At 64.4% G+C, this 18,741-nt stretch carries 18 protein-coding genes and 1 pseudogene; 9 read left to right on the top strand and 10 right to left on the bottom strand.

The window, feature by feature from the left end; translation table 11 throughout:
- Positions 1-17: 17 nt before the first annotated feature.
- On the top strand, positions 18-278 hold the full coding sequence (locus MTX21_RS09145; RefSeq protein WP_280964473.1) for a hypothetical protein: 261 nt from the start codon (positions 18-20) through the stop codon (positions 276-278).
- Positions 208-507: a hypothetical protein gene (locus MTX21_RS09150; protein WP_280964474.1), complete on the top strand. Its 300-nt coding sequence runs from the start codon at positions 208-210 to the stop codon at positions 505-507. Before MTX21_RS09145 ends, MTX21_RS09150 begins: the two co-directional genes overlap by 71 nt.
- Here the strand turns inward: MTX21_RS09150 and MTX21_RS09155 are convergent.
- A complete protein-coding gene (locus MTX21_RS09155; protein WP_280964475.1) occupies positions 466-1,473 on the bottom strand; it encodes a chemotaxis protein CheB in 1,008 nt (335 codons plus the stop codon). The genes MTX21_RS09150 and MTX21_RS09155 overlap by 42 nt on opposite strands.
- Positions 1,474-1,553: 80 nt before the next feature.
- On the opposite strand from MTX21_RS09155, the gene MTX21_RS09160 reads away from it, so the two are divergent.
- Complete coding sequence (locus tag MTX21_RS09160; protein WP_280964476.1) at positions 1,554-1,958, top strand: response regulator; 405 nt, start codon at positions 1,554-1,556, stop codon at positions 1,956-1,958.
- A gap of 527 nt (positions 1,959-2,485) precedes the next feature.
- On the opposite strand, the pseudogene MTX21_RS09165 reads toward MTX21_RS09160, so the two are convergent.
- Positions 2,486-2,557, bottom strand: a pseudogene (locus tag MTX21_RS09165) (cysteine hydrolase); the annotation flags it as partial.
- A gap of 87 nt (positions 2,558-2,644) precedes the next feature.
- On the opposite strand from MTX21_RS09165, the gene MTX21_RS09170 reads away from it, so the two are divergent.
- Positions 2,645-2,926: a DUF3551 domain-containing protein gene (locus tag MTX21_RS09170; RefSeq protein ID WP_280964477.1), complete on the top strand. Its 282-nt coding sequence runs from the start codon at positions 2,645-2,647 to the stop codon at positions 2,924-2,926.
- Positions 2,927-2,995: 69 nt separating this feature from the next.
- Here the strand turns inward: MTX21_RS09170 and MTX21_RS09175 are convergent, their stop codons facing one another.
- Positions 2,996-3,598 carry a TetR/AcrR family transcriptional regulator gene (locus MTX21_RS09175; protein ID WP_280964478.1) on the bottom strand — a complete coding sequence of 201 codons (603 nt, stop codon included), beginning with the start codon at positions 3,596-3,598 and terminating at the stop codon, positions 2,996-2,998.
- A 200-nt stretch (positions 3,599-3,798) separates the two neighbouring features.
- On the opposite strand from MTX21_RS09175, the gene MTX21_RS09180 reads away from it, so the two are divergent.
- Positions 3,799-5,037 (top strand): efflux RND transporter periplasmic adaptor subunit, encoded by a 1,239-nt coding sequence (locus MTX21_RS09180; RefSeq protein WP_280964479.1) that lies wholly within the window; start codon positions 3,799-3,801, stop codon positions 5,035-5,037.
- Positions 5,038-5,209: 172 nt separating this feature from the next.
- Entirely contained in the window at positions 5,210-8,398 is a 3,189-nt protein-coding gene (locus MTX21_RS09185; RefSeq protein ID WP_280964480.1) for a multidrug efflux RND transporter permease subunit, read from the top strand.
- 64 nt (positions 8,399-8,462) lie between these two features.
- On the opposite strand, the gene MTX21_RS09190 is transcribed toward MTX21_RS09185, so the two are convergent.
- From MTX21_RS09190 to MTX21_RS09220, 7 genes are all read right to left on the bottom strand, one after another.
- Complete coding sequence (locus MTX21_RS09190) at positions 8,463-8,957, bottom strand: hypothetical protein (RefSeq protein WP_280964481.1); 495 nt, start codon at positions 8,955-8,957, stop codon at positions 8,463-8,465.
- 95 nt (positions 8,958-9,052) lie between these two features.
- On the bottom strand, positions 9,053-9,499 hold the full coding sequence (locus MTX21_RS09195) for a MaoC family dehydratase (protein ID WP_280964482.1): 447 nt from the start codon (positions 9,497-9,499) through the stop codon (positions 9,053-9,055).
- A gap of 448 nt (positions 9,500-9,947) precedes the next feature.
- Positions 9,948-10,370, bottom strand: coding sequence for a hypothetical protein (locus MTX21_RS09200; protein ID WP_280964483.1), 423 nt, complete (start codon positions 10,368-10,370; stop codon positions 9,948-9,950).
- Between the two features lie 12 nt (positions 10,371-10,382).
- On the bottom strand, positions 10,383-10,604 hold the full coding sequence (locus MTX21_RS09205) for a hypothetical protein (RefSeq protein ID WP_280964484.1): 222 nt from the start codon (positions 10,602-10,604) through the stop codon (positions 10,383-10,385).
- Between the two features lie 113 nt (positions 10,605-10,717).
- The gene (locus MTX21_RS09210) at positions 10,718-11,536 is read right to left on the bottom strand and encodes a lytic murein transglycosylase (RefSeq protein ID WP_280964485.1); all 819 of its coding nucleotides are present in this window, start codon (positions 11,534-11,536) and stop codon (positions 10,718-10,720) included.
- Between the two features lie 126 nt (positions 11,537-11,662).
- Positions 11,663-12,472 (bottom strand): shikimate dehydrogenase, encoded by an 810-nt coding sequence (locus MTX21_RS09215; RefSeq protein ID WP_280964486.1) that lies wholly within the window; start codon positions 12,470-12,472, stop codon positions 11,663-11,665.
- A 5-nt stretch (positions 12,473-12,477) separates the two neighbouring features.
- Complete coding sequence (locus tag MTX21_RS09220; RefSeq protein WP_280964487.1) at positions 12,478-14,334, bottom strand: NAD(P)/FAD-dependent oxidoreductase; 1,857 nt, start codon at positions 14,332-14,334, stop codon at positions 12,478-12,480.
- 174 nt (positions 14,335-14,508) lie between these two features.
- Between MTX21_RS09220 and MTX21_RS09225 the strand changes: the two genes are divergently transcribed.
- From MTX21_RS09225 to MTX21_RS09235, 3 genes are all read left to right on the top strand, one after another.
- Positions 14,509-16,134, top strand: coding sequence for a long-chain fatty acid--CoA ligase (locus tag MTX21_RS09225; RefSeq protein WP_280964488.1), 1,626 nt, complete (start codon positions 14,509-14,511; stop codon positions 16,132-16,134).
- A 107-nt stretch (positions 16,135-16,241) separates the two neighbouring features.
- Positions 16,242-17,360 (top strand): glycoside hydrolase family 172 protein, encoded by a 1,119-nt coding sequence (locus MTX21_RS09230; protein WP_280964489.1) that lies wholly within the window; start codon positions 16,242-16,244, stop codon positions 17,358-17,360.
- A gap of 30 nt (positions 17,361-17,390) precedes the next feature.
- The gene (locus tag MTX21_RS09235) at positions 17,391-18,602 is read left to right on the top strand and encodes an acyl-CoA dehydrogenase family protein (RefSeq protein WP_280964490.1); all 1,212 of its coding nucleotides are present in this window, start codon (positions 17,391-17,393) and stop codon (positions 18,600-18,602) included.
- The last annotated feature ends 139 nt before the right edge of the window (positions 18,603-18,741 follow it).

Here is an 18,741-nt window from a genome sequence, read left to right on the forward strand (position 1 = left end):
ATCCGTAGGAGCCCGCGATGCAGATCTCTGATGAACTCGCGGCCCTGATCCAGCGCGCCGAGAGCGCGATCACGACCGCCCGCCTACTTGTCGACGAGAACAACCGCTTGCGCCGCAACATCGAGCGGCAGCTCGACCATATGTTCGAAATCGGCGTGGAATTCGCGCGGCCACCGGTCAGCCTCCCGGCTAACCCGCATCCACCTGTTGCTGAAGATAAGAGACGCGCTGCTCGATCAGGATACGGTGACGCTGCCATTCGATCAGGGTCTGCCTGAGCAGGTCAACCAGCCGTTCGGCCTGGCGCGTGTCGTGGCCGCCGGCTTGAAGATCACGGACCCGCTCCTCCTGATCGCGGATGCGCTGAGAGCCCTCCTGTATATCCTGGTCGGCCTTGATCAGAAGGCGCTGCTCGGCATGGAGCTGCTCGGTACATTCGGCAAGGGACGGGGCCATGGCGGTGCCTCAAGCTTCCCATTTTCGGACCGGAGGATCGAGCGATTGTAGCACGACGCGCCGGATCATATCGGCATATTCGCGATATTCGGCGGCCCGCGCCTCGTACATCTCGGCGACGGCGAGCCGGCCGCTGCGCCGGCCGTCCGACGCCATGCGCTGCACCAGTTCGGCTCGCTCCTCGATGATGCGCAAAGCGACGCGCAGGGCTTCGTCGACGCGCCCCTCCTGCTCTTTGGCGAGCACATCGGCCGTGTAGGCGTGACCGACTTGGCAACGGAAGCGCATCGGCCGCGCGTCCTTGATCTCCGACAAGACGCCGCCACAGCCTGGACAGGTCAGCGCGACCGGATCGGCCAAGGAGGCAAGCTTGTCGCTGCCGACCCGGTCGCCTGCCGCAATCTCGACCTCGAGCTTGATCTCCGGCGGGATCGGCAGCGCCGCCCCGGGCGGTTCCTTGACGAGTTCGGACAGGACGTCTCCCATGGTGGCGCCGGGCACGCAGAGATCGATGGTCGTCGCCTCCATGGCGCGCCGCGGCATCTCATCGGAAATGGCATCCATGGGATCCTGCACCACAGTCATTCCGCCGCAGCGCTTGATGGCGTTGAGGCCGGCGGCACCATCCGACAGCAGGCCGCTGAGGAGAACGCCGATCACGCGCGGGCCGTGATGCAGAGCGGCAGAGCGAAACAGCGCATCGATCGCCGGCCGCACCATGTTTTCGCGAGGACCACGCCCGAGGAACACACGATCCTCCGACAGCAGCAAATGGTGGTCCGGCGCTCCCAGAATGACCTGGCCGGGCTCAATCTTCATGCCGTTTTCGGCCTGCCGGACCGGAAGCTTGCCGGCGCTGCTGGCGACCGTGGAGAGGATGCCGATACCTTGCGCCGGAATGTGCAGCACGATGAAGATGGCGGCCGGCAGGTCCACCGGCAGGCGGCCAAGGATCTGCTTCAAGGGCGTGGTCGCTCCGGCGGAGCCCCCGATGACGATGATGTCGTGGTTGCTCATGGAACCCGCCTTCGATTGCATCGTTTGGACCAAGGCGGCCGATCGCCTTAAGTTCCTGTCTGGAGGACCCTGGAGGGATCATGTCCGTATCGCCCACGCTGCCTCGTGAACGCACTCTGCTGAAGGGTCGCCGTATTCTCGTGGTCGAGGACGAATATTTCCTCGCCGATGACATCGACAAGGCGCTCCGCTCGCTCGGCGCCGACGTGGCGGGCCCGGTGGGCCATATTGAAGGCGCGGTCGAACTTCTGCACGACGGCGGCAGTCTAGATGCGGCCGTGCTCGACGTGAACGTTCGCAGCGACATGATCTTTCCCGTTGCCCGCGAGCTGAGGGCGCGCCAGGTGCCGTTCGTGTTCACCACGGGGTACGAGAAGATTGCCATCGGCGCGGAATTCCAGGACGTGCCCCTCTGGGAAAAGCCGATCGACATTGTGGCAATGGCCCGGAAGCTCGCTGCGATCATCGACAATCGGCAGGCATGACACGCGAGGCGCCCTCACCGACCCGTTGAATGAAACTGAAGAGGCATTCGATGATCTACTCACCGAATTCCGCGCTCGACGCACAGCTCCTGAACCATTCGCGCGAGCTGGTTTTCAAGGCGCTGAAACTGCTCCGCAACAGCGATCATCTCGTGAGCGGGCAGCGCCTACGCGATGAGTTAAGTCGCGAAACTCCGCGCAACGAAGATCAACCGTCCGGACATGACGCCTCGAGGTTCACGGCAAATTGACGATCAGAACAGATGCGCGAAGGCAAGCCAAGCGGTCACCGCGAGGCACAGGATCACCGCGGCGTAGGGCAGCGCGATGCGCAAGATTGGTCTCCCCGCGCCGGTCAGTCCAGCATCATCCACACGATTGCCACCGTCATCACGATAAAGCCCGTGACAGCGGTCGCGACAAACGCCTGCTCGATGCGATCCATCGCCATCGCAGCCCCCTTTTCCAGTCCGCTCACTTTGACGGTTGGGGGAACCGCGCGCATTAGGCTATGTGAATCGCCGCGCAACGATCGTCGGCAGGACTCTTTCCATCCATGGGGTTGCCCAAAGACCGCCGGGCGCAAAGATGTTCGGCATGTCGATGCAGAGATGAACGGCATCCCGGATCTCGGCGACCTCTGACTTGCCGTGCGGTCGGGGAACGAGCCAGACGGGAAGAGGTTGATGCGTCGCGATCTCCTCAAACTACAGGAGTGGTCGGTGCAACGATTGTCATTCCTCGCTGCCTTCATCATCGCGATCAGTGCGTTCGCCGGATCGGCGCCAGCCCGCGCCCAGGATTATCCCTGGTGTGTCCAGGGCAAAGGCCTGGGTTATCCCGGCGATTGCAGCTATCGCAGCCGCGCACAATGCCTGGCATCCGCGTCCGGACGCAACGTCTACTGCGGCCTGAACCCCCGCGCGGCGTACGGCCAGCAACGTCGCGGCCGGGACTATCGCTATTGACTCGGGCGACAGCGCGCCGCTGTTGCACAGGCTGCTTTGAAGCTTGATTTTGTCCTGATTGGCCGCGGACTACTTGCGGCGCGACTGCGCCTCAACAGCCTGCACCGCCACGCTCGCCACTTGCCGCAGCGCCTCGCGGTCCGCGCCTGACGATGCCATCACGCCCATGCCAACGGAGACGGCCGAGACGTAACGCGCAAGGGCTGCGGGATCTGACGTCTCGTTGAGATCGCCTTCGGCCTTGGCGCGGATGAAGCGGTCGCGGAGCTGGTCTTCGTTCTGGGCGCGGCGGGCGGCGAGCTCGAAGGGGACGTTTTCGGAGCCGGTGCCGCAGGCGATGCCGCCCTGCACGAGCAGGCAACCAGGCGGATTGGCGGGATCGGTCTGCTTCTCGGCGATGCCCATCAGCATGCGCTCGGCGACCTCGCGGGCGGTCGGTGCTGCCACCACCTCCTCCATCCAGGCGCCGCGCAGCTTGGTATAGCGGTCGAGCGCGGCCTTCAGCAGCCCTTCCTTGTTGCCGAAGCAGGCATAAAGGCTCGGCGGATTGATGCCCATGGCCTCGGTGAGCTGGGCGATGGTGGCGCCCTCGTAGCCGTGGCGCCAAAACACTTCCATCGCCTGGTCCAACGCCGTGTCGGCGTCGAATTCACGGGGGCGTCCCATGCCCATGTGCCTGTCTCCTCGGAATCGGCGTCGCCTATCGCTCTAACGCCTGATCCTATCTATTTGTTCTAGCTTTCTTTTCTGTGCCGGCTTCCAATTCTTGCGGTAAGTGGCTACGATTTTCTTAGTGAATGGTACATAAGTATCTTGCACTGCGGCGTCCAGCTCCACATCTGTAGTGAACACTACATATCTGGAGCGCGCAAATGCCCCCATCCCAAAATACCCGTAATGGCCGTTTCCGCCGCCTTCTCGGCGGTGTCGCTATCGTCGGCGCCCTCGCGGCGGCCGGTTCGATCGCAACCGGCCGCTATTTTCATGCCGCGCAGGCGACCGCGACGGCGGCGCCCGAGCAGGCGGTGTCGGTCACCGTCGCCATGATCGAGCCGCGGCAGACTGTGCTGTGGGACGATTTCTCCGGACGGTTAGAGGCCATCAACCGCGTCGAGCTCCGCCCGCGTGTCGCCGGCGCGATCCTTGCGACCAACTTCACCGAAGGCGCGCTGGTGAAGGCCGGTGACGTGCTGTTCAAGATCGATCCGGCGCCCTACGCGGCCGAGGTCGACAAGGCCGCGGCCCAGCTCGAGGCCGCCAAAGCGCGCGTGGTCTTCACCACCAGCGAGGTCGAGCGCGGCGCACAGCTCGTAGGCAACGCCGTGGTCACGCGGCGCGATTTCGACCAGCGCGAGAACGCCAATCGCGAAGCCGTCGCTAACGTGAAGGCGGCCGAGGCGACACTCCAGACCGCAAAGCTCAATCTCGATTACACCGAGGTGCGCGCACCCGTGGACGGTCGCGTCGGCAAGATCGAGGTTACCGTCGGCAATCTCGTTGCCGCCGGCACCGCCTCTCCCGTCCTGACCTCGCTGGTCTCGGTCAATCCGATCTACGCGTCCTTCGACGCGGATGAAGAGGTGGTGCTGCGGGCGCTCAACTCGATCGCAGATGCCTCCGGCAAGCGCGGCAATCTCGATCAGATTCCCGTCGAGATGACCACATCAGGCGGCCTCTCGGCGAAGGGCCACATCCAGCTCATCGACAACCAGGTCAACGGCCAGAGCGGCACCATCCGCGTCCGCGCGGTGTTCCGCAACGACGACGGCCGCCTCATCCCCGGCCAGTTCGCCCGCGTGCGCATGGGCCAGCCGAAGCAGCAGACGCTGGTGATGATCGACGAGCGCGCGATCGGCACCGACCAGGACAAGAAGTTCGTGATGGCGGTCGGTGACGATAGCCGTGCCGTCTACCGGCCGATCACGCTCGGCGGCGCGGTCGACGGCCTGCGCATCGTCACCTCGGGGCTGAAGTCGGGCGAGCGCATCGTCGTCAACGGCCTGCAGCGCGTGCGTCCCGGCGCCCTCCTCAAGACGGAGGTCGCCGCGATGGGCGCGCGCGGACCGCAACAGGCCTCCAACCACAGCAACCAGGACATCGTGCAGCGCTAGCGTTTGCGTCATTCCACATTGCGCAATTGCGCAATGGGGGCACGCGCGGCGGGCCCCCGGACTCTCGAAGTTACTGAACTCCGAAGACATTACTTCTGGATTCCGGCTTCGCGGGCCTCGGCCCGCGAACCCGGAATGACGGGAGAGCTGTCTCTCGCGCAGGGGCAAAGCCATGAATCTCTCAAAGTTCTTCATCGATCGGCCGATCTTCGCCGGCGTGCTCTCGGTCCTGATCTTCCTCGCCGGCCTGATCTCGCTGTTCGCGATGCCGATCTCGGAATATCCGGACGTCGTGCCGCCCTCCGTCGTGGTGCGCGCAACCTATCCCGGCGCCAATCCCAAGGTGATCGCCGAGACGGTGGCGACCCCGATCGAGGAGCAGATCAACGGCGTCGAGAACATGCTCTACATGTCGAGCCAGGCCACCACCGACGGCGCGATGACGCTGACGGTGACGTTCCGGCTCGGCACCGACCCCGACAAGGCGACGCAGCTCGTGCAGAACCGCGTGCAGCAGGCCGAGCCGCGGCTGCCGGCCGTGGTGCGCCAGCTCGGCATCATCACCAAGAAGTCGTCGCCCGACCTCACCATGGTCGTGCACCTGCTATCACCGAACAACCGCTACGACATGACGTATTTGCGCAACTACGCGGTGCTCAACGTCAAGGACCGCCTGGCGCGGATCGACGGCGTCGGCGACGTCCAGCTCTACGGCGCCGGCGACTATTCGATGCGGGTCTGGGTCGATCCGCAGAAGGCGGCCGAGCATGGCCTCACCGCGAGCGACATCGTCAAGGCGATCCAGGCGCAGAACGTCGAGGCCGCAGCCGGCGTGGTCGGCTCCTCGCCCAGCGTCAAGGGCATCGACCTGCAGCTTTCGGTCAATGCCGAGGGACGGCTTGCAAGCGAAGAGCAGTTCGGCGACATCGTGGTCAAGACCGGCGCACGTGGCGAGGTGGTGCGGCTGCGCGACGTCGCGCGCATCGAGCTCGGCGCCTCCGAATACGGCCTGCGCTCGCTGCTCGACAACAAGCAGGCGGTGGCCATCCCGATCTTCCAGGCGCCGGGCTCCAATGCCCTGCAGATCTCCGACCACGTCCGCGCCACCATGGCCGAGATCAAGAAGAACATGCCGGAAGGCGTGTCCTACCAGATCGTCTACGATCCCACCCAGTTCGTGCGCTCGTCGATCGAGGCGGTGATCCACACGCTGCTCGAGGCGATCGCGCTGGTGGTGCTGGTCGTGATCCTGTTCCTGCAGACCTGGCGCGCCTCTATCATTCCGCTGCTGGCGGTGCCCGTGTCGATCGTCGGCACCTTCGCCGTGATGCACGTGTTCGGCTTCTCCATCAACGCGCTCAGCCTGTTCGGCCTGGTGCTCGCGATCGGCATCGTTGTCGACGACGCCATCGTCGTGGTCGAGAACGTCGAGCGCAACATCGAGGCCGGCCTGTCGCCGCATGATGCCACTTATCAGGCGATGCGCGAGGTTTCCGGCCCGATCATCGCGATCGCGCTGGTGCTGATCGCGGTGTTCGTCCCGCTCGCTTTCATCTCGGGCCTCACCGGGCAGTTCTACAAGCAGTTCGCCCTGACGATCGCGATCTCGACCGTGATCTCGGCGGTCAACTCGTTGACGCTGTCGCCGGCGCTGTCGGCGCTGCTCCTCAAGGGCCATAATGAGCCGAAGGACCGGCTGACGCTCATCCTCGAAAAGGCCTTCGGCTGGTTCTTCCGCGGCTTCAACCGCGCCTTCACGCGCTCCTCGGCGAACTACAGCGGCACCGTCACCAAGGTGATATCCGGCAAGGCCGCGGTGATGGGCCTTTATGTGCTCCTGGTCGGCCTCACCGCCCTGCTCTTCCAGCAGGTGCCGAGCGGCTTCGTCCCGGGCCAGGACAAGCAATATCTCGTCGGATTCGCACGCCTGCCCGATGGCGCGACGCTCGATCGCACCGAAGAGGTGATCCGCAAGATGAGCGACATCGCGCTGACCCAGCCCGGCGTCGAGAGCTCGGTCGCGTTTCCGGGCCTCTCGATCTCCGGCTTCACCAACTCGTCCAATGCCGGCATCGTGTTCTCGACGTTAAAACCGTTCGATGAACGCAAGGATCCTTCGCTGAGCGGCCCGGCGATCGCCGCCGAGTTGAACAAGAAATATGCCGGGATCCAGGAAGCCTTCATCGCCATGTTCCCGCCGCCGCCGGTCAACGGCCTCGGCACCATCGGCGGCTTCAAGCTCCAGATCGAGGACCGCGCCGGTCTCGGCTATGAGGCGCTGAACGATGCGACCAAGGCGTTCATGGCGGCGATGCAGAAGGCGCCGGAGATCGCCGGCGTGTTCTCGAGCTTCCAGGTCAACGTGCCGCAGCTCTTCGCCGACATCGACCGCACCAAGGCTCTGCAGCTCGGTGTACCCGTGACGGAGGTGTTCAACACGCTCCAGATTTATCTGGGCTCCTACTACGTGAACGACTTCAACAAGTTCGGCCGCACCTATTCGGTCTATGTCCAGGCCGATGCGCCGTTCCGCGCGCGCGCCGACGACATCCGCCAGTTGAAGGTGCGCTCGTCCTCCGGCGACATGGTGCCGCTGTCGGCGCTGCTCAAGATCCGCCAGAGCGCGGGTCCCGAGCGCGCGATCCGCTATAACGGATTCCTGTCGTCCGACATCAACGCCGCCGCCGCGCCCGGCTACTCCTCCGGCCAGGCGCAGGAGGCCGCAACGCGGATCGCTGCGGAAGTGCTGCCGCCCGGCTTTGCCTTCGAATGGACCGACCTGACCTACCAGGAGTTCATCGCCGGAAATTCCGGCATCTGGGTGTTCCCGCTGGCAATCCTGCTGGTGTTCCTGGTGCTGGCCGCGCTCTATGAGAGCCTGACGCTGCCGCTCTCGATCATCATGATCGTGCCGATGGGCCTGCTCGCGGCCATGTTCGGCGTCTGGATCTCCAAGGGCGACAACAACGTCTTCACCCAGATCGGCTTGATCGTGCTGGTCGGCCTGTCGGCGAAGAACGCCATCCTGATCGTCGAATTCGCGCGCGAGCTCGAATTCGCCGGACGTTCGCCGCTCCGCGCCGCGATCGAGGCAAGCCGGCTGCGGCTGCGCCCGATCCTGATGACGTCGATGGCGTTCATCATGGGCGTGCTGCCGCTGGTGCTCTCCACCGGCGCCGGGTCCGAGATGCGCCGCGCCATGGGCGTTGCGGTGTTCTCCGGGATGATCGGCGTCACCGTGTTCGGCCTGTTCCTGACCCCGGTATTCTATGTGCTGCTGCGCACCGTCACCGGCATGAAGCCGCTGGTGCATCACGGCAGCGACACCAGCGCGGCGCCAGTCCAGGGTCTTGCCGAATGATCCAACGAAAGTCCCGTCGCGCGCTGAGCGCGGCGGGGCGAAGCAGATGGTATCGTGCGCCGATTTATTTCCTGTTCTCCTCGCATAACTTCAGCGCGGCCAGCGCTTCGCCGGCGCGGGGAATCTGCATCTCGATGCTGTCGTCGTCATCATCCTCGAAATCGAGCGCGAGGTGCTTGGCCTTCGACAGCCGGTCCATGATCGATTGGTCGTACTCGAAGATGCCGCGCAGGGTGGTCTTGTCCATGACCTCCCACTTCGCTTTCTTCATGATGTCGGCATCGTCCGTGCTGAAATCCGCTTTCAGGATCTCGCCGACCTTGTCCCATTCCCAGCCGTCGTAGATCATCACGATGACGATGGCCTTGTCGGAATAGGTGATCACGATCACGTAGTCGCGGTTTTCGTCTTCCTTGTTCTTATAGCCGCGGCTCGCATTGCAATGCGTGTCCTGACTGCGCTTCTCGATAGTCCAGTCGCCGACTTTGCTCTGTTGTGCGAGCGTGGGCCCACCCATGACACCAGCGAGAAGGCCAGCGGCGAGAAGCAACCGTCTCATGTCAGCCTCCACGTGTCCTCGGGCAAGCTGACCACCTCTCCTGGCAGGCCGCAAGAGCTTCTCGCGGCGCGGCCGACGGTGAACAAGGCTGACGCCTATCCTCGTCGCGGCACGATCGCGATCGGGGTGAAGGTGTAAACCTCCTCGCCGTTCTGGTTGAACATGGTCCATTTCACCAGCGCGATACCTTGCGGCTTGGATTTCGACGGCGTCAGGCTGATCACCTCGCCCTCGAGGTGAAGCCGGTCATTGGGCCGCACCGGCCGCGCCCAGCGCAGGCCATCGACGCCGGCGCCGATCAGCGGATGCGGGCCGAACGGGCGAGCCTGGATGGCAAGATTCATTGCGATGGCCGCGGTGTGCCATCCTGAGGCAGCAAGGCCTTTGAACAGCGTCGCTTTGGCGGCCTCATCATCCAGATGCATCGGCTGCGGATCGAATTCGGCTGCAAAGCGCTTGATGTCGGCTTCGGTGACCTGGCTCTCGGGAGATTTGAAACGCATTCCAACGATGAGATCGTCAAACCATTCGATCGACGTCATTATTTTGCCTCGCAATGCGATGTGCCGCCGGAGGAAGCCCGCGGCTAAAAGGCCAGACAATGCCAGGATGTAGCGAGCCTGCGGCGCACAAACCAGCCCGCGGTTCCCCACGAAACCCGTTTCCCAAACGCACGAAACACGCCTGAAACAGATGGCCGGTTATCTAGTTGTCAAAAGCAAACAGGGACGGCCACGATGCAGTTCTTCCTCGACCTGATCCGCGATTATTCCTGCTGCCAACATCTCGTCGCCCTCCCGCCAAGGGAGCATGAGCTATGACCGAGGTGATTTCCGCACTGCTCGCGCTTTGCAGCATCGGCGTTTTTGCGGCGCATGCGCTCGACGCCTATCGGACGACGCACTCCTGACCCTCGCGGCTCTGATCAAATGGCCGCCGGCGAAGAGCTTCACCTCTCCCCGCAGGGAGAGGTGAATATCGAGCGTCGATCTAGAACGGCCGCCGGTAGAAATGCTCCGAATGCGGCGCCGGCGGAAACCGGTTGGCGAGGGCCAGAGCTGCCCGTTCGTCGGTCTCGAGCGCGATCTTTTGCGCCAGCATTACATCGCCCGGCACCAGGAAGCCTGATGGGACGAAGCACCATCCCATCGTCGCATTCCCGGCTTCATTGATCTCGTGGACGTTGGCAGCCGTGCCGTAGTGAATGCGGTACCGCTTGCCGCTATGACTTCCGACCACATCGAAATACCGGTGCTGCTCGAACTGCGCGAGCTGCGCCGGCGTCAGCCATTCGGACAGCAGCCGTCGGCCCCGGGCGTCCGGCGTGTTCTCTCCGAAGAAGCGCCGGTAGAGCTCCCGCAGCGCATGCAGGCGCGCCCGCGCCGGCGCGCCGAGCCTAAAGACCGCGATCATGAGCCGTTCTGATCAGCCGCCGACAAGGCGGGGATAGAACAGTGTTTCCTGCGCGGTCGGGTCGAATGCCCGGACCCGGGTCACCTCACCGGGTGCGGTTCTGACGGCAGCGGTAAAGCCTAAGCCGGTCAGCTCCCGAAAGCGTCGTTCGGCTCGCGCCAACGCTTCCGCGTTGCCGGGATCAAACTCGTGGCGCGTATCGCCGGTGTGATCCATCACGATCTGGGTTGCCATGTTGAGCTCCTCGTGCCCCGCCCCTGCCCCCGATCAAAGCAAACCTCGTACCGTCGGTTCCGTCCCGACGGCAACTTTCTCGCGCGCGACCGGGGCACTCCCCGTGAAGCGCCTCAGCGGGCCGCGGACGCCCCGCCGCCTTCGTCGATCTGCCGCCCCATCAGCGCAATCGCTTTCTGATAGACGCCTGCGGCATTCCAGGCCTCAATGGCGGCAAAATTGGGTTCGCCCGGCTGGTAGCCGGCACCCGCACGCCAGCCATGAGCCTTGAGGAAATTGGCTGTCGAGCTCAACGCGTTGGCAGCGACGTCGAGATTGCCGACACCGTAGGCAAGGATGTTCTTGGGCATGAACTGGGTCTGGCCGACCTCGCCATGCATGGAGCCGCGGGTCGCTCCCGACAGCGCGCCCCGGTCGATCAGCTTCAGCGCCGCATAAAGCTGGTCCGTGAAGAATTCGGGGCGGCGGCAGTCATAGGCGAGCGTTGCGATTGACGACAGCATGTTCTGGTTGCCGCGCTGGCTGCCGAAACCGGTCTCCATGCCCCAGATCGCGATCAGCGGTCCGGGCGGCACGCCGTAGCGCTGTTGGATCGAGGCGAACAGGGCCGCCTGCGACTGCTTCAGCGACCGGCCGCGCGCCACGATGGTGGTGGCACCGCGCTTGGCGAGAAACTGGTCAAGCGAAAGTGAAAAACTGCGCTGGCCGCGGTCCGCCGCAATGGTGGCGCTGGCGTAATGGGCCTGCATCAGCGCCGAGATCGCGGTCGGGCCGATGCCCTTGGCGCGAGCCTCCTCGCTGAACTCGCGTTTCCAGGCCTCGAAGCCGGCCGGCGAGCTGCCGCATTGCGCGGCATCGGCCACGGATATCAAAGAGAGGAGCAGCGCGGTGGCTCCGATCATCGCAGTCGCAACTGTCCTGCCCTTGCTCATTCCGCGGTCCTCTCTCTGGATGCGCGACCGGCTCGCGCGGGCACATGATCCTACGTCACTTGCCATTGCTCAAGCCCTGCCGGGCGCAATCGGCGCCGGCTGGGCTCTTGACACCCCGGCAATCTCCTAATTTCCGCCGTCGTCGTGGCCGAGCAGGAAATCCACCATGATGCTCTGGTGCTGCTGGTACATGTCAGTGCCGGTCGCGGTGACGCAGCCGCGCTTGCGGGCTTCCGCGATGAAAGGCGAGACCTCGGGCTTGGTGATCACGCAGCCGCAATAGGCCGATGGCGCAAGCCGCGCGACATCGACCGGCAGCGGATCGCCGTCTTTCATCCCGGCCGGCGTCGCATTGGCGACAAAATCGAAGCCGGCGGGATCCACTGTGCCGACCCGGGCGGGCGCCCTGCCGAGCCGGTTGAGCTGATAGATCAGCGCGTCGCGGCGCCCCGGCTCGCTGTCGTGAATGGCGATCTCGCGGACGCCGGCTTCGACAAGCGCAAGAGCGATGGCCGATCCGGCGCCGCCGGCGCCGACGAGCAGCGCCCGCATACCGCTGGGATCGATCCCCTTCGCCCGCGCGGCGCCGACGAAGCCGAGGCCGTCCACCATATCGCCATGCCACGCGCCGTCAGCGCGCCGGCGCATCAGGTTCACCGTACGCAGAAAATGCGCCCGCTCCGTCGCGCTCGCGCAGGCCTGGTAGCAGGCGAATTTGTGGGGAATCGTCACGACGATGCCGTCGAGATTCTTCAGCCGTGCTGCAACCAAGAGAAAGTCTGGCACATCGTTTGGCGTGACCTGAACAGGCACGAGAATGCCGTCATGGCCGCGCGCGGCGAAGGCGGCCGTCACGCCCGCAGGCGAGCGCACCTGCGCGATCGGATCGCCGACGATGACATAGAGCCGTGTTGCGCCGCTGAGTGTCGGGATCATGCCGTTCACGCCAGAGTCGGAGAGCTGCCTGCCCCGGCAGGCTCGTGGGTCAATTCCAGCCCATCCAGGCCGCCATCCGCGCGCCATCGTTTCAGCAGCCGCAGGAACGCCACCGGGCCGCGCCAATATTGGCTGTTTCTCGCCGCGATCGGATCGAACACGCCTTCATTGTTGTAATAACCCGGCGTGCATTCGGCGAGATAGGTCTGGCGGCCGAGCGCGGCCTTGACGACCTCGTCGACCCAGGCGTTCTCCGCGGCAAGCGTCGGCTCCAGGGTCCGGGCTTTGCGCTTGCGCGCTTCTGCGATCACATAGGCGATGTGGCGCGACTGCGCGTCGATGATGTGCGGGAAGTTGGCGCTCTGGCCCGCCTGGACCGTGACGATCAGGAAGCAATTGGGAAAGCCGCGGCTGTAGAAGCCATGCAGCGTCTTGACGCCATCTTGCCAGCGCTCGGTCAGGCTCGTGCCGCCGCGCCCATAGACCTCAAAGCCCATGCGGCGGGCGTAGTCGGTGCCGACCTCGAAGCCGCTGGCATAGATCAGGCAGTCGAGCTCATAGGCCTTGCCGTCGACGATGACGGCACTCTCGGTGATGCGCTCGACGCCCCTCCCCTTGGTGTCGACGAGGTGCACGTTGGAGCGGTTGAACGTGCCCAGATATTCGTCGTGGAAGCACGGTCGCTTGCAGAATGCCTTGTACCAGGGCTTTAGCGCCGCCGCGGTCGCCTCGTCCTTCACCACCGCATCGACGCGGGCGCGGATCTCCTCCATCTTGCGGTAGTCGGCCTGCTCGATCAGCTTCAGCGCCTCCTCCATCGAGGTCACCGGCTGCGGCTGGCGGCGCGGCGCCAGCAGGATCTCGCCGAGCAGGTCGGTCCAGCCGTCCTGCACCAGATCTTGCTCGAACGGCTCGCCGGAGATCACCGCGGTGAAATTGTCCATGCGCTCGCGCTGCCAGCCTGGTCTCAGGCTCTTTGTCCAGGTTTCGTCCGTCGGCCGGTCGTCGCGTATGCCGATCGCGGATGGCGTGCGCTGGAAAACGTAGAGCTCCTTCGCGGAACGGCCGAGATGCGGCACGCATTGCACTGCGGTCGCGCCGGTGCCAATGATGCCGACCCGCTTGTCGGCGAGCCCCGTGAGACCGCCTTCGGCATTGCCGCCGGTATAGGCATAGTCCCAACGGCTGGTATGGAAGCTGTGGCCCTTGAATGTCTGGATGCCGGGAATGCCCGGCAGCTTCGGCCGGCTCAGTGGGCCGCCTGCAAGAATGACGAAGCGCGCGCGGATGCGATCGCCGCGATCGGTCTCGACCAGCCAGCGCGCCTCATCCTCCTGCCATGCCATCCGCGAGATGACGGTCTGGAACAGCGCGCGCTCGTAGAGGCCGAAGTGACGGCCGATGCGGCGCGAGTGCTCGTAGATCTCCGGTGCACGGGCATATTTGCGCACCGGCATGTAGCCGGTCTCCTCCAGCAGCGGCAGATAGATGTAGCTCTCGGTATCGCAGGCCGCGCCCGGATAGCGATTCCAGTACCAGGTGCCGCCGAAGTCGGCGGCCTTTTCCACGATCCGGAAATCATCGATGCCGGCTTCGCGCAGGCGCGCGCCGCACAAGAGGCCGCCGAAGCCGCCGCCGACGATGAGCACTTCGGTCTGTTCGCTGACGGCCTCGCGCGCGAATGCGGCATCGGCCCAGGGATCGTCGAGATAGCGTGCAAAGCCGCCGGTCACCTCGACATATTGCGCCTTGCCTTCAGTGCGCAGGCGAAGGTCGCGCTCGTCGCGATAGCGCGCGCGCAGGGCTGCAATGTCGATTGTAGACGCGCCGGCTGCGTCGATCTTGTGTTTTTCCGCTGACATCCATTTCCCTCCACGGCGCGCTGCTTCGCCGGCAGCTCACATCAATTAGCCCTGAAAAAGTGACGCATGCAATCACGCCGCTCGCTTTTTGCGTGAACGCGGCGTGACCTTCCGCTAGCTTGCACGCAAATCAATGCGCGCGCCGAGCAACGACGTGGCGATCCGGAGGAGACAATGCAGGGATTGATGATGGACATGCCGCTCCTGATCAGCGGCCTGATCCAGTATGCGGCCGACTATCACGGCGAAGCGGAGATCGTCGCGCGCGAGATCGAGGGTGACATCCACCGCTACACCTATGCGGACGCCCATCCGCGCATCAAGCGCATGGCGCTGGCGTTGAAGCGGCTCGGCATGACGCCCGGCGACCGCGTCGGCACACTCGCCTGGAATACCCATCGCCATTTCGAGATGTTCTATGCCGCGCCGGGCATGGGCTATGTGCTGCACACCGTCAATCCCCGGCTGTTTCCGGAACAGCTCGTCTACATCATCAACCATGCCGAAGACCGCCTGCTGTTCATCGATCGCGCCACGTTGCCGATCGTCGAGGCGATCGCGCCGCAGCTCAAGACGATCGAGGCCTACGTCGTGATGTCCTCGCGCGAGCGGATGCCGGAGACGAAGCTTTCAAACGTGCATTGCTACGAGGACATTCTGCAAAAGGAGAGCGAGGACGGCTTCGCCTGGCCGCTGTTCGATGAGAAGTCGGCTTCCACCATCTGCTACACCTCAGGCACGACGGGGAATCCCAAGGGCGTGATCTATTCGCACCGCGCGGCGATTTTGCAAACCATGACTTGCTGCAACTTCGACTTCCTGCCGGGACATGTCGAAGGCGTGCGCGAGGTGATGATGCCGATGGCGCCCCTCTTCCATGGCAACGGCTGGAACATGCCGTTCACCGCGCCCTATACCGGCTCCAAGCTGGTGCTGCCCGGCCGCAACTACGAGCCCGACAAGCTCTATGAGCTGCTCGAAGGCGAGAAGGTGACGCTGTCGGCGGGCGTGCCGAGCTTCTGGCTGATCCTGCTCGACTGGCTGGGCCGCACCGGCAACAAGTTCTCGAACTTGCGCGCAACGCTGTCGTCAGGCTCGGCGCCGCCGCGCGCCATGGTCGAGAAGCTCAAGCGCGAATACAATGTCGACTACATCCAGGCCTGGGGCATGACCGAGGCCCTGGGCTGCTCGATGCCGGGCTTGCGGCCCGGCTCGGAGCACCTCAGCGACAAGGAGAAGTTCGACCGGCGCGTGGTGTCGGGGCGCGCCTGCTTCGGCACCGCTTTGCGCATTGTCGATGACGCCGGCAACGAGCTGCCGCGCGACGGCAAGACCGTCGGCCATTTGCGCGCCCGCGGACCGTGGGTCGCCTCCGGCTACATGAAGCTCGACGAAGGCCTCGACCGTGACGGCTGGCTGATCACCGGCGACATGGCCGTGATCGACGCCCAGGGCCATGTCACGCTGACCGACCGCTCCAAGGACGTGATCAAATCGGGCGGCGAATGGATCTCCTCGATCCAGCTCGAGGACATCGCGCTGTCCCATCCCGAGGTGCTGCAAGCCGCCGTGGTCGCGATCGCGCACGAGAAATGGCAGGAACGCCCCCTGCTCCTTGTCGTCCGCAAGAAGGGATCGACACTCGACGGCCAGACGCTGCTCGCTCACTTGCGCCCGAAGGTCGCGAGCTGGTGGATGCCGGACGCGGTCGAATTCCTGGACGAATTCCCGATGACCGGCACTGGCAAGGTGCTCAAATCGGCGCTGCGCGAGAGGTTCAGGGAGTATCGCATCGCATAGCCCGTGACGCCCAGCGCAGGGCGCCCTCTCGTGCACGACCGTCTTCATCTTTTGGTAGATTCGCCGGCGGTATATCGGGGCATAGCCAACGCTGGATCGAGGACACCATGGCGTTTTCCGGACTGGGCCTGCATCTCGGCAATCTGTCGCGCCTGTCGCATGCGCTGACGCGCTCGATCAGCCCAGAGAATTTCACCGGCGACAAGGGCAAGGGCGGCATGTCCCTCGACGGCCCGGCGGCCCGTCAGGCGCGCGATCTCGGCCAAGGCTGGAAGGTCTCGCCCTATGTCGTCATCGAGCCCGGCGCGACCTTCACGCTTGCGGAGATCCAGGGCCAGGGCGCGATCCAGCAGATCTGGATGACGTTGGCGCGCGGACGGCTCCGCCATTCGATCCTGCGGATCTACTGGGACGATCAGGAGCAGCCCAGCGTCGAATGCCCGGCCGGCGATTTCTTCGCCTGCGGATGGGAGGAGTTCGCACAGGTGTCCTCGCTCGCGGTCTGCGTCAATCCCGGCCGTGCGTTCAACTGCTACTGGGAGATGCCGTTCCGCAAGCGCGCGCGGCTTACGCTCGAGAACCGCAGCGAGGAGCGGCTCACCATCTATTACCAGATCAACTACACGCTGACCGACGTGCCCGAGGACTGCGCCTATTTCCATGCGCAATTCCGCCGCACCAATCCGCTGCCCTACAAGCACGTCCATACGCTGCTCGATGGCGTCGTAGGCCACGGCCACTATGTCGGCACCTACATGGCCTGGGGCGTGCACAACAACGGCTGGTGGGGCGAAGGCGAAATCAAATTCTTCATCGATGGTGACGGCGAATTCCCGACGATCTGCGGCACCGGCACCGAGGATTATTTCTGCGGCGCCTACAATTTCGATCCCTATGTCGCCCACTCCGGCCAAGGCCCGGCGCAGCAGTCGCACTACCAGGAATTCACCACGCCCTATGCGGGCCTGCCGCAGGTGATCCGCCCCGATGGCGTCTACAAATCGCAGCAGCGGTTCGGCCTATATCGCTGGCACATCCCGGATCCCATCCGCTTCCGCGCCGATCTGCGCGTGACCATCCAGGCGCTGGGCTGGCTTCCCGGCGTCAAGGAGCCGAAATATCGTCCGTTGCAGGACGACATCGCCTCGGTCGCATTCTGGTACCAGACGCTGCCGACGGCGCCGTTCGCGAAACTGCCCGATCCGGACTACCTCGAAATCGGCTAGATCGCCCTTCATCGATCAAGGAGACCAAAGATGCTCTATCCGATGTCGCCCAAAGTCGTCGAGCTCAAGCGCAAACTGGAGAGCTTCATGGACCGGCACATCTACCCAAACGAGGAGCGCTTCTATCGCGAGGCGGAAGAGCTCGGGCCATGGAAGGTCTACCCCGTCGTCGAAGAGCTGAAGCCGCTCGCGCGCGCCGAAGGCCTTTGGAACCTGTTCCTGCCGGACTCCGGTCACGGCGCCGGTCTCACCAATCTCGAATACGCACCGCTCTGCGAGGTCATGGGCCGCTCGCACCTCGCGCCCGAAGTGTTCAACTGTTCGGCGCCCGACACCGGCAACATGGAGGTGCTGGAGCGCTACGGCACGGAGAAGGACAAGGAGCGTTGGCTTAAGCCGCTGCTCGCCGGTGAAATCCGCTCCTGCTTCGCCATGACCGAGCCCGCGGTCGCATCATCCGATGCGACCAACATCGAGAGCTCGATCGTGCGCGACGGCGACCACTACGTCATCAACGGCCGCAAATGGTACACCACCAATGCGACGGACCCGCGCTGCAAGATCTGCATCTTCATGGGCAAGACCGATCCGGACAATCCGGACCGCCACAAGCAGCAATCCATGATCCTGGTGCCGATGGACACGCCGGGCATCGAGGTCAAACGCCCCCTCCCCGTATTCGGCTTCTATGGCGTGCCCGACCGCGCCTCGGAAGTGGTCTTCACAAACGTGCGCGTGCCGAAGGAAAACATGCTGCTCGGCGAAGGCCGCGGCTTCGAGATCGCGCAGGGCCGCCTCGGGCCCGGCCGCATCCACCACTGCATGCGGCTGATCGGCCTTGCCGAACGCACGCTGGAGAAGATGTGCCGGCGCACGCGCAGCCGCGTCGCCTTCGGCAAGCCGGTCTCGGAGCAAACCGTGACGCAGGAACGCATCGCCGAGGCCCGCATCATGATCGAGCAGGCGCGGCTGCTGACGCTCAATGCGGCCTCCGCGATGGACACCGTCGGCAACAAGGTGGCGAGGACCGAGATCGCGATGATCAAGGTCGCCGTGCCCAACATGGCCTGCCAAATCATCGACTGGGCGATCCAGGCCCATGGCGGCGGCGGCACGTCGAACGATTTTGGGCTGACGCAGGCCTATGCCACCGCGCGTTTGCTCCGCCTCGCCGACGGGCCGGACGAGGTTCACAGGAACCAGATCGCGCGGTTGGAGCTGAAGAAATACTCGAATGCCTGAGTAAGCGCTGGCTTCGGCAGACGCCCAAGCCGACGCGCTGGGATGGTGACCTAATCGAAGCTCGGCGGCTCCTGCTCATCGATGGATGCCGGCACATCCTGTTTCGACATTGCATCGAGCATCGCTTCGAAAATTATGA

It is taken from the genome of Bradyrhizobium sp. ISRA430, assembly GCF_029909975.1.
In the GTDB taxonomy this organism is placed as follows: Bacteria; Pseudomonadota; Alphaproteobacteria; order Rhizobiales; family Xanthobacteraceae; genus Bradyrhizobium.